Here is a 14,139-nt window from a genome sequence, read left to right as displayed (position 1 = left end):
ATACTCAACTCACCCTCACCTTCCCGAATTCGCTGACAGTTGCGGAAAACCGAACAGCCTTTTTAATGCCGTCAGCTTTTAAAGTTGCGTCAATAAAAAATTGCAGTGTCAGCCTATTTTCCGAGTGCCCTTCAGACATAACGTAAACCTCTGACAAGCGTGGCTCATAGAGCCTGACAGCTTTCTCGATTGCCACTCGGGACTGCCTCAATATATCGTGAGCGCTCATGCTCATGTCATTCAAGTCAGGCAAGCCATAATCAGGTAGCATTTTCACGCTTCCTGCACGAGCGCCAAGCATGTTCGACAAATGTGTCGCTATCGATGCCGTTAACTGTTCTTCCTCAGAAAAGCCTGGCGGCTGTAACCTCACTTCGGCAAGGCGTTCAAAAAGACTACCGAGGCCTCTCATGGCATTACCTATTCCTTTTCCATTTTCCCGACCAGCGACAGAGTAAAATCAGCACCCATATATTTGAAATGAGGACGGATATTCAAACTGACACGGTACCAGCCAGGATCACCTTCAACGTCGCTAACAATAATTTGCGCTGAGCGTAACGGGCGTCTTCCTCGCACTTCCGCGCTCGGGTTTTCCTGATCTGCAATGTACTGGCGAATCCATTTATTAAGTTGACTCTCCAGATCCGCTCGCTCTTTCCAGGACCCGATCTGCTCTCGCTGCAACACCTTGAGGTAGTGCGCGAGGCGGTTGACAATCATCATATAGGGCAGCTGGGTCCCCAGCCTGTAATTAAGCTCGGCTATTTTGCCTTCCGAATGGTTGCCAAAGAACTTGGGCTTTTGCACCGAACTTGCGGAAAAGAACGCGGCGTTATCGCTTCCTTTGCGCATGGTCAGCGCGATAAACCCCTCTTCTGCGAGTTCATACTCTCGGCGATCAGAGACCAGGACCTCCGTCGGAATCTTTGTCTCGATTTCACCCATGCTGTGGAATCGGTGCAAGGGAAGGTCTTCCACCGCACCACCACTCAGTGGCCCGATGATGTTGGGACACCAACGAAATTTGGCAAAACTGTCTGTCAGCTTCGTCGCAAATGCATAGGCCGTATTTCCCCATAGATAGTGCTCGTGGCTATTCGCAACGTTTTCCTTGTAGGCAAACGTTTTTACCGGGTTTTCCTCTGGCTCGTAAGGACTGCGCAGCAGGAAACGCGGCACGGTCAAGGCAAGATACCGAGCGTCTTCTTGCTGCCGGAAGCTCTGCCATTTGGCGAACTGCGGCCCTTCGAAATGATCGCTCAGATCCTTGAGGTCAGGCAGACCGGTGAACTGCTCAAGCCCGAAAAAATTGGCACCCGCAGCAGCGATGAAAGGTGCATGCGCCATACAGGCAACGCTTGAAACGTATTGCATGGTTTTGACATCAGGGGCGCTTGGCGAGAAGAAATAATTGGCGATGATTGCGCCAACGGGATTACCGCCAAACTGGCCGTACTCAGCGGTGTAGACGTGTTTATAGAGGCCTGACTGAACCACTTCAGGTGAATCTTCGAAATCCTCTAGAAGATCCTGTTTGGAAACGCTTAATAACTCGATTTTTATATTTTCACGAAAATCGGTTCGATCAATCAGTAACTGCAACCCACGCCATGAAGCTTCCAACGCCTGAAATTCTACATGATGGATGATCTCGTCCATCTGGCGACTCAGCTTGACGTCAATCTCGGTAATCATCCGATCAACCAGCGCTTTTTTGACAGGCTCGTTGTTATTACGCGGCTTCAGCAACTCTTCGATAAATGCTGCCACCCCTCGTTTGGCAATGCCATAGGCGTCGTCACAAGGCTCTAATCGGGTATGCGCAATAATCTGATCGAGAATTCCATGGTGAAGCTCATTTGCGTCGCGCTGCGGTATGGCTTTTGTGTTCATATATTAATTCCTGACAATAAATCCGACATTACCGTTGCGACGCGACATCCAGGCCAAGCTCATCCAGCACGTTCTTACGCGATGTTTCATCCGTAATGACATGCTCGATGGCCTTGCGAAAAGAAGGCATGTTCCCCAGCGGCCCCTTGAGCGCCATTAGGGCGTTGCGGAGCTCCATCAGCTTTTTAAGCTCCGGAATCTGTTCGACGAGACTGGCAGGGTTGAAGTCTTTCATCGAAGAGACCTTGATGCTGACAGTCAGCTCGTCAGCCCCGCTATCACACTGCAAGCGGTCAGGCACATTCAGTACCAGTTCAAGCTCCTGTTTCGCCAATACATCATCGAAATTATTCTTGTCGATACTGATTGATTTACGCTCTTCAAGCTTTCGCTCGTCCGCGCGTTGTATGAAATCGCCAAGAACCAGCAACTTCAGCGGCAGCTCTATTTCTTCCTGCGCGTCACCAACAGCAGGCTTGAACGTCACGTTAATCCTTTCTTTGGGCGCTACAGAGCCTTCTCTGGCCATTTTATTTCCCCTCAATTCATTCAACTGTACATTAGCTATCAATAAATCGTTCAAGGTCGTAATGACACAGCCTCTGGTAAATTACTTCTTTGCGCGCTGCTGCCTTATCGTTCAGAGCAATTCGCTCATAACAGCTATATAACAAGCGCGATACATCCAGGAAGACCGTGGGTTCCCATACCGGCAAGCGTGCTATTTTAAGTTCTTGATCAAGGTACTCAAGTTGAACCTTCGCCAACTCGTATTTTTTTGCATCTATACAGAGACGTGCGATGCATAGTTTGCAGAAAAATCGCTCTCGCCCACCCTCTACGCCGTTCAAATGATCATTCACCAATCGCACAGCGGCCTTAAGCCCTTTTTTCTGCAAAACAGGCAGGACGTCTTGGTACAACGAACTTTGTTCTGACACGTCATTCTGACGTTCGCTGCTATGTGCGTTACTGACATGGACCTCGGGAAGCAGAATATAAGCGGCGATCCACTGTAACGTCTCCACGTCTGCAAACGGCACACCATCGTGAAAGCGAAGTTCAACAAGGTCTGGAACGCGATTTAAAAGCAAAGCAAATTGAACCTCCACCTCGCGCATTGCCGCTTCGCCACCTAAAGCTTTCAGACAGCTCCAGACCATTCGCTGACCATCAAACCAAAAAGGCGAGCCTGCAAGACTTGCTTCAATATCTACAATAAGGTCTGCGTAAAGACCCTGTTCGAATCGCTCTTGGTAATTACTCAGCTTGTCAGCCGGCAATCTCCTTAACTGCGTTATTTTCTCACTGTTTCTCTCAGGAAGACTGTCCACCGCGTACCAGACCTGCGAGCGACCAAGGCGAAAAGCCCGTGGGTCTGTAGTTTTTTGCTTGAGCCACCATCTGCAAAGGCTGCGTACGGTACTCTCTTGCAGACTTAAAGTTCGCTGAGCATCTCTCTCGTTGTCAATGTCGGAGTCACTTGAAAATAACTGAACCGCAGCCTGCTTGACGCGCTCCACCACCTTGACAGGCTCTTTCTCAACCTGCTCAGCGCGCAGAATCATACGGGCGAGCCGTCTTCTCAACGGCAGCAACAACGGGGCATCACTTCCCAGATACAGATTGAATATTTCATCCAATCCATCAAGCTGTCTGAGCAGTTGCTGGAATTCAGGAAGCTGGTGAGTAATGGAAATATCTTCTCCCAGTGCCTTTTCAAGTTTTAGCAAGAGCCATTGCATGCTCGCCGAACGTGTTCGTAACTTTCTGGGATGAAAAAGCAGCCAATGCTCCTTGCACAAATAATGAATCAATCCCAGGCCCGCAGATAACCCAATAACAGACTCGCATTCATATAGAGCCCAAGCCAGCCAGCTGGCGACGCGTAAGTCTTTGGAGTGGTTTGAAAGAATATGTTCACAGCCCTCTCTGATCCGCAGCCAGTCTACGTTCACCTCCCCGAAAATAGCCTGCGCACCGCCCAACTCACGCTCCAGGACTTCAAATGCCGTAGAAAAACGAATGTCTTCGCCTGCGTAATCGCCCGTCGCGACAGGGTGCCGAGCCAGATCCAGATATAGAATGGAGAGCTTGTCTTTACTGGCCACTGCTCACACCCCCACATAGCGTGCACTTCATTGTGAAAAACTTTTCCAGCCACTCATAAAACCAGGCAGACTTTATCGCCATAAAAACCAGCAAGCAAGGAGACACCCGAAAGATATTAAACTTTCGGAAAATTCTTACACCCGAGCAGAGCAAATATGTAGGAAGCAATTAATTTATGTACCAAAATATTTATAGCTTTAATCATCCATTGACCGGATACGCTGCCACATGCCTATCAGAACTCACAGATGTATTCGATCTAAAATTCACCGAAAGGGACTACTGAACGGCCAACAACCTTGTCAGGAGAACGTGCGAAAAATGTGACCCTCCACACAGAAAGACCAGATATGAAAATATTAATATTTTTAGATGGCCGCTTGGAAAACTGCGCAAAAAAATGATAACGGTGCGCAAAAGCTTGCACAATTTACTTGAAGAAAACTCACTACAAGCGTCTTCTGCATATCCTGTAAATGGCCAAACCAGCTGACATTACTGACTTAAGAGATACCTGGCACGTAACTTGTTATAGCAATGCTTCGATCTCCAAGCCGATTCGCTTGTGAGGCGCCATCGACTGCAAGGAAGGACGTTAATGCCTACACCCGCCTATATGACTGTCATAGACGCCAATCAAAAAACGCTGACAGCTGGAGCTTTCACAGCAGACTCTGTCGGCAACGTCTATCAGGAAGGCCATGAAGATGAAGCGATAATCCAGGCATTCAGCCATAACATTATTACACCCTGTGATACGCAGTCAGGTCAGCCTGCTGGCCAACGCATTCATGGGCCTGCTTGTGTCACAAAAATTTTTGACAAAACCTCGCCATTGCTTCTGGAGGCCCTTTGTTCGGGCTCAACACTGAGCAAAGTCGAAATCAAGTGGTACCGGACGTCTATCGATGGCAAGCAGGAACACTATTACACCACCACCCTTGAGGATGCGGTCATCGTCAACATCAAGTCTTACATGCACAACTGCCAGGATCCAAAGAACTCGCACTTTGGACACCTCGAGGACGTTCAATTCAGCTATCGCAAAATAACCTGGGATCACGTAAAGGCCACTACTACCGGATCTGATGACTGGAGAAGTCCAAAGTCGGCTTAACTCCACTGCCCCGTCGGTCCGACAGGATCGGCGGGGTTTTCATAAACCGGCTAGGCACGGTGGTCCATATGACGCTGAACCCCGCTGATCGACCTTACTTCAGCCTGAGCGTCGACGGCTTTGAGCATGACTTTCAAATCCTTTCATTTACCGGCCATGAGGCCATCAACAAGCCCTTCTGCTTTACGCTTGAGCTGGTCAGCGAGCGCATGTCGCTCGACCTTGAAGATCTGCTGAATCGTCCTGCATTTCTGCAGTTCGCGCCAGATGCTGGCGGCATTCATGGCTTGATTGATCAGGTATCCCAAGGCGACTCCGGCACACGCCTCACGCACTACTCGATCACCCTGCGCCCGCATCTGGCCCGGCTCAGGCATCGCACCAATCAGCGTATTTTCCAGAATCGCACCGTGCGGCAGATCATTGCGCAGGTACTGAAAGAACATCACCTGCTGACCAATGACTACCGCTTCAAACTCGGCACCACATACGCCAAACGGGAATACTGCGTGCAGTACAACGAGTCGGATCTGCATTTCGTCCAGAGACTGTGCGAAGAGGAAGGTCTGCACTATCACTTCGAACACAGCCCCACAGCGCACCAACTGGTGTTTGGCGATAACCAGATGGTGTTTCCTAAACTCGATTCGGTGATCTATCGCCGGGACAATGGCCTGGTGGCCGATAAGCCGGTCATAAAGCGTTTCAAGCTGCGCCTGGAAACCCGCGTCAACCGCACCACTCGACGCGATTACCACTTTGAAAAACCCCTTCTGAAGATGGAAGGTTCGGCGGATATCACTACGCAGCCTGATCTTGAGGACTATGACTACCCCGGCGGTTTCACCCACCGTGATCAGGGTCTGCAACGGGCGAATCGAGCCCTTGAACGCCACCGCCATGATTACCGGCTGGGCGAAGGTCAAAGCGATCAGCCTCGCTTGGTCAGCGGTCATTTTCTGCCATTGGATGGACACCCCAACGAGGACTGGAATGATCGGTGGTTGCTCACTGAGGTGCGTCACGAGGGTCGCCAGCCTCAGGTTCTTGAAGAGTCCGCACATAAAATTCAGAGCCCTGACAACTTTCAACAGGGCTATCGCAATACCTTTTTCGCTACTACCTGGCAGGCCTTGTATCGCCCGCCTCTGCACCATCCCAAACCGAGAATATTCGGCAGTCAGACTGCAGTGGTTACTGGCCCGAAAGATCAGGAAATTCACTGCGACCGGCATGGCCGGGTCAAGGTGCAGTTTCATTGGGATCGTGAAGGCAGCGGCGATGACAAGAGCAGTTGCTGGGTGCGCGTGTCGTCCAGTTGGGCTGGTAATCGCTACGGTGGCATGACCATTCCGCGGGTCGGCATGGAAGTGCTGGTGACGTTTCTGGAGGGCGACCCTGACCAGCCATTGATCAGCGGTTGCCTGTACCACGCCGAACACATCCCGCCCTACGACTTGCCTGCGCATCAGACGCGCAGCGTGTTCAGAACTCTGAGCAGCCCCGGCGGCAATGGCTCCAACGAACTACGCATCGAAGACCGGGCTGGTCAGGAGCATATCTACATCCATGCACAGCGCGACTGGGACCAAAACATCGAGCACGAGCAGAAAATAAGAGTTGGTCATGAGCGACACGACCGGGTCGAGGGCAACAGCTACAGCGAGTTCAAGGCTGAGGAGCATTGCACTGTCGATGGCAACCGGCTGACCGAAGTCAAAGCGGACGATCACCTGACGGTGGGTGGAACACAGCACATCAGGGTAGTTGATGGGTTACTGGCACACGCCGGGCAGGAAATTCATCTCAAGGCCGGTAACAAGCTGATCATCGAAGCAGGGCTGGAGATCACCTTCAAAGCCGGTGGCTCCTTTATCAAAATCGATGCCGGCGGCGTGACGGTCAACGGCTCGCAGGTGAAGCTCAACTCAGGAGGCAGTCCTGGGAAAGGCTCGGAGGCGGCCCCGATCTTGCCAGATTTGGCAGTAAAGCCAGATGGGGGCGATTCAGGTGAAATGCTGGTTCCCGCACAGACACAGGCGATAAAACGCACGCCATTTTGTGAGGAATGCGCACAAGCAGCCGAGAAGGCAAACAAATGAATCATGCCAATTATCTGTTGGTTGATGGCATGTTGCGGTCTGGGGCCGTAAAGCAGCTTTATCGGCGTGACGAGCATCTTGAGATCGTTCCGCTGTATCTGGGCACACGTTGGGCTGGAGTCATGGATCTAGGGCCGATACTTGTACACGCACCTTATCCATCCAGACTGATAGAAGAGTGGCACCAACATCCTGAACAGCGGGCCGACGGCTGCATTTTTTTCAGCGATGCGCCTTTGAAAATCGTCTCGGCGCATTTGCAGCAGTTTCTGAACCCGGTCGATTACCTGGGTAACTCAAGTCTGCTGCGTTTTGCAGATCCGCTGGTGATGCATTACTGGCTATCCAGCTACGGAGCTGAACAGTTAAGCCCGACGCTCGGGCCTATAGATCAACTGTGGGTCCAATCCCCTTTACGCAGTTGGCAGCGTAGTCTCGGCTCAACCATCACCACATTTGTTAATCAACGTCCGCAACAAACCTCTCAGCAGGGCTTCACTCTGCTGTGCGATCCGCAGTTGAAAGCCTTTGAAAGCTGTTATCGATGGCTGTTCGAAGAACGCATTCATGACTGGGTCAAGGCTCACGATCCGCAAGCCTTCGTGAAGCAAAGTGATGATCAGATCGAAAGCTGGCTGAATCAAGCTTTGGACAGCGGGCTCGCGTGGGGACTTATCAGTGAATACGCATTAGCGACATGGGCCGACATCTGCCACAACTGGGGTCTGGATTTCATCAACTCGCCACAAGGTCACTACACCTCCTGGCAGACTTTATACCCCGAGCATCAGCACCTGGCCCCGGAACTGCGCATAGCCGCGCTTGATGAACACCGTCAAAAAGTCCGTAACGACAGGGATGCCCCGCATGACCGATAAACACGGCACACACCAGCAACGACGCGCCGCACTGTTCCCCAAGACTCCGGCGACGGCCATCAGCCTTTGCCCGTTCAGAGGACCGAACGTCGCCATCGTGCCAGTGCGCTACGCGCTGGATAGATCCCGCTACGACGTCACGCCGGAGCAACTGAAGCCGTTGCCGAAACAGGGCAAATGGGCGCTGATGCCGACACTGACAACACGCAGCTACACCCTTCGCCAGCTGTACGACGGCTACGTCTATGTGTTCGACGAAACCGCCGGGACGCTGCATGAATATGTCGTTTCAGCAAACAACGGCCATCTGAGCCGCATCGTCTGGACGGACGCGCAGATCGGCAGTGACCAGCGAAGCGGCACCAGTGATGGCGAGCCCTTTCTGCTCTACCCGAGACGTAACACACTGCACATCGCCTTTTCCCCGCAGCAATGGACGTGGCGAATTTGCGAGCACATGCGTTCCAGCGCCCCAAGCCGCGCGCTGTGGATGAAAGCGCTGGATCTGGCCAGCTACTGCATCACCATGGCCGAGCCGGACACTCTGCCGTTGAACCGTATCGCCGAGGCGGTGGCGGACATCGACAAGGGCCATGCCATTGACGACGGCCGTTTCGCTGACTCGGCAATACCCACTGCTCGCCCGCTGTCGGAAGACACCGAAACACGCCCGTTATGGGCACCGCTGGGTGCTGATGTTTTTTGGCAAGGCAGCGTCGACGATCAGGACAGTTCCCTGCTCATCGCCCTTGATGACCCACTGGCCGTTTTCAATGATCTGGGCATGCAACTGGCCGCTGATCAGGCGGCTTTTCGCGACTGGCAAGCCAGGCACGAACACAAAATCCAGATCGCCCAGACTGTCTCCGGACTGTGTGGTGCCGAGAGCGACCCGCAAAAACTACCAGCGTCGGTGCGCGGCAATGCGGCTCGCACGCACCAGTACCTGAGCGAGGTCGAAGCGTACTTCGAGCAATGCATCCTTGAAGAAGCACAGATCAGCAGCAGCAACGTTCCCGGAGATTTTCTGCTGCTGCCGGACATGTTCAAGAGCCTGGACATGCGCAAATCGATCGAAGCACGTTACGGCAGCGTCCCTACCGAAGAGGCCGCACAGACCTGGAAAGATCGCCACAAATGGCGGCGCGAAGTCGATCTGGCCAGCGCGCGCCAGTATCTTCAACAGCATCTGCCAAGCGGAGACGCACTGCTGCAACAGGTACGTGACACTCAACGCGATTTTCAGCTCTGGGCAACACATATCGGCACAGCCCCGTTCAAACTGTTTATCGATACCACCCGCCCGACACAGCTGCTGTACCTGCAAACGATCATGCTCAACCTGCAGATCATTTACGCCCAGGACAGCGCAGCCACCACCTGGCTGGCCGAGCAGGAAGCAAACGCAAGCACGCTGTTTGGTACCTTGCGCTACGGCTTCTCACCCGCGCTCAAACAGGCGTTGCACCAAGAGGCCGACGCGCTGTTGAACGGCCTCGGCGACGTCACCAACCTCGCCACACGCATTGGCGAACTCAATGGCGCCCTCAATCACAAAGGCTTTGCCGACAAGCCGTGGATGAAGGCGCTGAAGCAACCTGTTCAAGGTACCTTCAAGGCTCTCGGCGAACTGGCCAGCGGCGCAGGCAAGGCAACGCTCGAGAGTATCCTGCTGGCCTGGGTACCCATCGACAGCCGCATGGCTCTGGGCAAACAGCAGAACATCGTCGCATTGCTTCGCACCCTGTTGATCGGCCAGATTTTGCTTGATTCGAAGGCGCGTATTGCAGTCGACCAACAGGTATTCACCAAGCTCAAACAGTGGATACGCGAGTGGCAGGTCCTCAACAAGCAGATCAGCGATACCCGTCGCCGGTGGCTATATCCGAATGCCTACAACACACGCCAAAGCACCGCTCGCAACCTGCACGCCCATAAACAGAAACTGCGCGTCCACGAACTGAGCATCCCCGCCCTGCTCGACTATCAGAACAACCAATACGCAAAGCAGTTGCAGGACGAGATTCGCCTGCACTTCCAGTCCGGCAAAACCATGGCGAAAGACTGGCTGACCACCGCCAAGCGCTGGATCGATGGGCTGGGAGGAATTGCCGGGGCAATCACTTGGGGCGTGATCATGCTCAACTTCATCAATACCGCGCTCACTTACCGGGACCTTACTCGGGATGGAGACTTCAGTGCCAAGGATATTGGCAAGGTTACCTATGGACTGGGGTACAGCTTCAATCTGTTGATGGCGGTGTTTGTTGAAGCGCCGTGGAGCGTGATCAGGGATGCGAAACCGGTGCTGATTGACGGCAAGAATGTGGCAATTCTGGACAGGTCCAGTGCGTATTGGAAAGCCAAGGGAAATGTAACCTGGGGTGATGCGATACGTGGGTTCAGGGTTTCGATGGTGGCGATGGGTGGGTTTGGGGTAGCGGCAGCTACGCTTGAACTATTTGATATCACAGATGATTTTTACGCAGCTAAAACATCAGAGGAGGAATATGGACTTCGTATAAAGTGGTCTTCTGCATTACTGATGGGATTAGGTTCTGCAGCGCAGTTATTTGCAGGAACTTTTCCTGCTAGCGCTTTTACGATTATCGCGATGAATCCATGGTTCAGCGTAGCCCTGCTGGCAACTGGCTTAATTTATCTCATCGCTACGATGGCCCTGAATTATTTCAAGCAAGACAGTGTCGGCTGGTGGCTACGCAAGTGCTGTTGGTCCAGAACCCTAAACTATCGCTACGCTGAGACTGCGGAAGGTGAGCAGGAAGAAGTGCGCGCATTGATGGAAATTCAATTATCTCCGCAGGTTCATGTAAAAAGCACCGTGCATTATGAAAATCGTTATCTTGGCAAAGGCGACCACTACAGCGTAGCGGTACAAAATGGCGCTGGAGTACAAGTGTGCTTGCCCAATCTGGTGCGCGGGCAGCCCGTGCATTTCAATGTCATTAGCAGCAAGCGACCATGGGGAGTGCTACCGGTAGAAAAAATAGACGACCCTCTGCATGAAGCTTTTCTGGCCCACGGGCAATTCAGGAAGGCCGAACAGTTCGGAACGCTAACCAACAAGCCTGCTGGCAAGGCGAGTGAAGACTTCACCTACCCGTTGATGCCGCCCGAAAACGAAGACCTCATCTGGGAAACCTGGGTGCCGCTCGACAAGGACGCAACGTACCTTGAGCTGCAACTCTGGTACCCGGCTAATCTTTTAAATTCTGGCGAAGACGATAGAAGCTATCTGTTTCAGATGGAGCTTGGCACAAAAGGCGATACCGCTATTGACGGCCTGGCTACTTTTGAACTTGAAGTAAAGACATCAAGCAGGGTTGGCGCTCTGACCCTGGAAGTCGCAGAGGGCACGCCTGTATGACTCAGAGAAAAAAAAATCTGGATCTGCCGAAGGGCAAAGATGTTCTAACCTGGAAAATTAAAACCCTCGCAAGGTCACCTAAAGAGATCATGATCACGCAGCTTGGATTTACGGCCTTCTATTTAATGGCAAGCTCACTTTTTATTTGGGTAGGCTGGGTAATGTTTTCAGACAGCCCGTCCTCCCTAGTGTGCGTAATACTCGCACTTGGAGGCCATCTTGCGTATTTCATAGGCCTGCTCATACGCCAAAAAACCATCTACAACTACACCATAAAAACCAACTGCGCCCACCTGGAGTACTACCTCCATTACCCCGACTTCGCCTCGTCCTTCTTCAAGGGCATTGCCATAGCCGTCATCCTGATATTCATCTTCATAGCCGCCCTCACCGGCTCACTGCTCTTCCTGATCGGCCCGGCAGCCATGGCCTGTATCGCAGCCCTCAAGCTACTAAACTGGGAAAACCCCATTCACCATGAACAAAGCCTGCCCTGGGATGAGTACAACTTTGTAACCGTCGACCGTAAACGCCTCATGATCATCACGCACCGCACTGACGTCACGCTAGGCTTTGAGGCCCGTTTCCAGCACGAAGTACTGTTCAACAAATACCTGAGCTTTCTCCACACCGTGCTCCCCCCAACAACCGAGTTCACGGAAAAAGCCTGGAAATGGTAGTCCCGTTGCCGACCTCAATAAGCACTCCATTAAGGCCGCACAATGAGATCACTGATATTCATCCTATATGGCTACTCGCTTGCATAAACCAGCGGTTGCAGGACGAGATTCATCTGCGCTTCAAGTCCGGCAAAGCCATCGCCAAGCGCTGGATCGATGGACTGGGAGGGATTGCCGGGTCAATCACCTGGGGCGTGGTCATGCTCAATTTCATCAATACCGCGCTCACTTACCGGGACCTTACGCAGGATGGAGACTTCAGTGCCAAGGACATTGGCAAGGTTAGGTATGAACTGGGGTATAGCTTCAATCTGTTGATGGCGGTATTTGTTGAAGCGCCATGGAGCTTGATAAGGGATGCGGCGCCAGTGCTGATCGATGATCACCTTAAGGAGCCGGATCAGCAGAAGGCCGGCTACTTATTTCAGCTTGAACTGAACAGCAAGGGCCGGACGGCCGCCGACGCACTTAATACCATCGAGCTGGAAGTAAAATTGACAAGCCGGATCGACACCTTAACTATTTTAGTTGCGGAATAATACGACATGAGCAAGTATGAAGAACCAGAAACCCACATAAAGAAAAATGAAAATACAACAAGCAAGCTTCAGAAAGCTCAAGATAATACGCCGTATTTCATGGACAAAGAGAGCTTGAGCTGGTCAATAAAAACCATCGCAAGATCGCCAAAAGAAACCTTGCTGGCTGAGCTTGGGGTAATTTTCTTATGCGCCACAATGCTGATTTTTATTTTATGGGCAGGCTGGTGCTATTACTCAAAAGAACCAATGCATTCGTTATACCAAATAGTTACACTAACGGGCGCTGCAATTTACATTATAGCTCTGGGTGTTCGCCAAAAAACCATCTACAACTACACCATAAAAACCAACTGCGTCCACCTGGAGTACTACCTCCATTACCCCGACTTCGCCTCGTCCTTCTTCAAGGGCATTGCCATAGCCGTCATCCTGATATTCGTCTTCATAGCCGCCCTCACCGGCTCACTGCTCTTCCTGATCGGCCCGGCAGCCATGGCCTGTATCGCAGCCCTCAAGCTACTAAACTGGGAAAACCCCATTCATCATGAACAAAGCCTGCCCTGGGATGAGTACAACTTTGTAACCGTCGACCGTAAACGCCTCATGATCATCACGCACCGCACTGACGTCACGCTAGGCTTTGAGGCCCGTTTCCAGCACGAGGTACTATTCAACAAATACCTGAATTTTCTCCACACAGTGCTCCCCTCCACCGCCGAGTTCACCGAAAAAGCCTGGAAGTGGTAGCACACCCAAGCTAACGTACACGCCGGAATTCAAGCCATACCCACCAAGGCCCCACCATGATCCAGATCCGCCCCATGACCCCGGAAGACTTTGAGCGCTTCTGGCCCACCTTTCAGGCTGTCGTCATCGCTCAGGAAACCTACGCCTACGAACCTGACGTCACTCAGGAGCAGGCCCGCAGTCTGTGGATGGAGCTGCCGCTGCACACGCTGATTGCCGAGGAAGACGGCCAGCTGTTGGGCAGTTACTACTTGAAGGCCAATGCAGCGGGTCCGGGGAGTCATTTCTGCAATTGCGGCTATATGGTGACGGATGCGGCGCGGGGTCGTGGTGTAGCGCGGTTGATGTGCGAGCACTCGCAGCAACTGGCGCGCGACAGCGGTTTTTTGGCGATGCAGTTCAATTCGGTGGTGGCCAGCAATGAAGTAGCTGTCGCGCTGTGGGCCAAGCTGGGTTTCGAGACAGTCGGGCGTTTGCCCAAGGCTTATCGTCACGCCCGATTGGGGCTGGTGGATTGTCTGGTGATGTTCAAGTGGCTGGCTGATGCGCCGATGGCCAAAGAACCTGCGCAGCCCAAGCTGATCGGCCGCAAGAATATCGAATCTGTGGTGTCGCGTCCGCGTCGAAAGTAAGCGCGACGCACACATGAAAACGGGGCCTGCTCACCATGAGCAGGC

Annotated in this window: 11 protein-coding genes and 1 pseudogene; 8 read left to right on the top strand and 4 right to left on the bottom strand. The window is 52.5% G+C overall.

The window, feature by feature from the left end; all coding sequences use genetic code 11:
- Positions 1-4: 4 nt before the first annotated feature.
- From tssE to tssA, 4 genes are read right to left on the bottom strand one after another with little or no spacing between them, the layout of a single operon-like run.
- Positions 5-412 carry a type VI secretion system baseplate subunit TssE gene (gene tssE / locus KP808_RS11085; protein WP_058401381.1) on the bottom strand — a complete coding sequence of 136 codons (408 nt, stop codon included), beginning with the start codon at positions 410-412 and terminating at the stop codon, positions 5-7.
- 8 nt (positions 413-420) lie between these two features.
- Complete coding sequence (tssC, locus tag KP808_RS11080; protein WP_058401380.1) at positions 421-1,896, bottom strand: type VI secretion system contractile sheath large subunit; 1,476 nt, start codon at positions 1,894-1,896, stop codon at positions 421-423.
- A 28-nt stretch (positions 1,897-1,924) separates the two neighbouring features.
- On the bottom strand, positions 1,925-2,425 hold the full coding sequence (tssB, locus tag KP808_RS11075) for a type VI secretion system contractile sheath small subunit (protein ID WP_058401379.1): 501 nt from the start codon (positions 2,423-2,425) through the stop codon (positions 1,925-1,927).
- A 31-nt stretch (positions 2,426-2,456) separates the two neighbouring features.
- On the bottom strand, positions 2,457-4,007 hold the full coding sequence (gene tssA / locus KP808_RS11070) for a type VI secretion system protein TssA (RefSeq protein WP_058407539.1): 1,551 nt from the start codon (positions 4,005-4,007) through the stop codon (positions 2,457-2,459).
- 599 nt (positions 4,008-4,606) lie between these two features.
- Here tssA and KP808_RS11065 point away from each other — a divergent pair.
- The 8 genes and pseudogenes from KP808_RS11065 (at position 4,607) to KP808_RS11030 (ending at position 14,094) form a co-directional block, all read left to right on the top strand.
- On the top strand, positions 4,607-5,125 hold the full coding sequence (locus tag KP808_RS11065; RefSeq protein WP_058401377.1) for an Hcp family type VI secretion system effector: 519 nt from the start codon (positions 4,607-4,609) through the stop codon (positions 5,123-5,125).
- A 68-nt stretch (positions 5,126-5,193) separates the two neighbouring features.
- Complete coding sequence (tssI, locus tag KP808_RS11060) at positions 5,194-7,227, top strand: type VI secretion system Vgr family protein (RefSeq protein WP_230018432.1); 2,034 nt, start codon at positions 5,194-5,196, stop codon at positions 7,225-7,227.
- On the top strand, positions 7,224-8,105 hold the full coding sequence (locus KP808_RS11055) for a DUF4123 domain-containing protein (protein ID WP_230018430.1): 882 nt from the start codon (positions 7,224-7,226) through the stop codon (positions 8,103-8,105). Before tssI ends, KP808_RS11055 begins: the two co-directional genes overlap by 4 nt.
- Positions 8,095-11,493 (top strand): toxin VasX, encoded by a 3,399-nt coding sequence (locus KP808_RS11050; RefSeq protein ID WP_230018428.1) that lies wholly within the window; start codon positions 8,095-8,097, stop codon positions 11,491-11,493. Before KP808_RS11055 ends, KP808_RS11050 begins: the two co-directional genes overlap by 11 nt.
- The gene (locus tag KP808_RS11045) at positions 11,490-12,173 is read left to right on the top strand and encodes a permease (protein WP_230018426.1); all 684 of its coding nucleotides are present in this window, start codon (positions 11,490-11,492) and stop codon (positions 12,171-12,173) included. Before KP808_RS11050 ends, KP808_RS11045 begins: the two co-directional genes overlap by 4 nt.
- 92 nt (positions 12,174-12,265) lie before the next feature.
- Positions 12,266-12,553 (top strand): annotated as a pseudogene (locus tag KP808_RS11040) (hypothetical protein); the annotation flags it as partial.
- 165 nt (positions 12,554-12,718) lie between these two features.
- Positions 12,719-13,462: a hypothetical protein gene (locus tag KP808_RS11035; RefSeq protein ID WP_058428103.1), complete on the top strand. Its 744-nt coding sequence runs from the start codon at positions 12,719-12,721 to the stop codon at positions 13,460-13,462.
- Between the two features lie 56 nt (positions 13,463-13,518).
- The gene (locus KP808_RS11030) at positions 13,519-14,094 is read left to right on the top strand and encodes a GNAT family N-acetyltransferase (protein WP_230018424.1); all 576 of its coding nucleotides are present in this window, start codon (positions 13,519-13,521) and stop codon (positions 14,092-14,094) included.
- Positions 14,095-14,139: the final 45 nt, after the last annotated feature.

This window comes from Pseudomonas savastanoi, from assembly GCF_020917325.1.
Lineage (GTDB): Bacteria > Pseudomonadota > Gammaproteobacteria > Pseudomonadales > Pseudomonadaceae > Aquipseudomonas > Aquipseudomonas amygdali.
Note: the sequence above shows the minus strand (reverse complement) of the source record. Positions and strands in the feature narration are given on the sequence as shown.

Coding starts and splice junctions, on each gene's coding strand:
- tssE (WP_058401381.1), bottom strand. CDS start 412: ATGAGAGGCCTCGGTAGTCTTTTTGAACGCCTTGCCGAAGTGAGGTTA.
- tssC (WP_058401380.1), bottom strand. CDS start 1,896: ATGAACACAAAAGCCATACCGCAGCGCGACGCAAATGAGCTTCACCAT.
- tssB (WP_058401379.1), bottom strand. CDS start 2,425: ATGGCCAGAGAAGGCTCTGTAGCGCCCAAAGAAAGGATTAACGTGACG.
- KP808_RS11065 (WP_058401377.1), top strand. CDS start 4,607: ATGCCTACACCCGCCTATATGACTGTCATAGACGCCAATCAAAAAACG.
- tssI (WP_230018432.1), top strand. CDS start 5,194: ATGACGCTGAACCCCGCTGATCGACCTTACTTCAGCCTGAGCGTCGAC.
- KP808_RS11055 (WP_230018430.1), top strand. CDS start 7,224: ATGAATCATGCCAATTATCTGTTGGTTGATGGCATGTTGCGGTCTGGG.
- KP808_RS11050 (WP_230018428.1), top strand. CDS start 8,095: ATGACCGATAAACACGGCACACACCAGCAACGACGCGCCGCACTGTTC.
- KP808_RS11045 (WP_230018426.1), top strand. CDS start 11,490: ATGACTCAGAGAAAAAAAAATCTGGATCTGCCGAAGGGCAAAGATGTT.
- KP808_RS11035 (WP_058428103.1), top strand. CDS start 12,719: ATGAGCAAGTATGAAGAACCAGAAACCCACATAAAGAAAAATGAAAAT.
- KP808_RS11030 (WP_230018424.1), top strand. CDS start 13,519: ATGATCCAGATCCGCCCCATGACCCCGGAAGACTTTGAGCGCTTCTGG.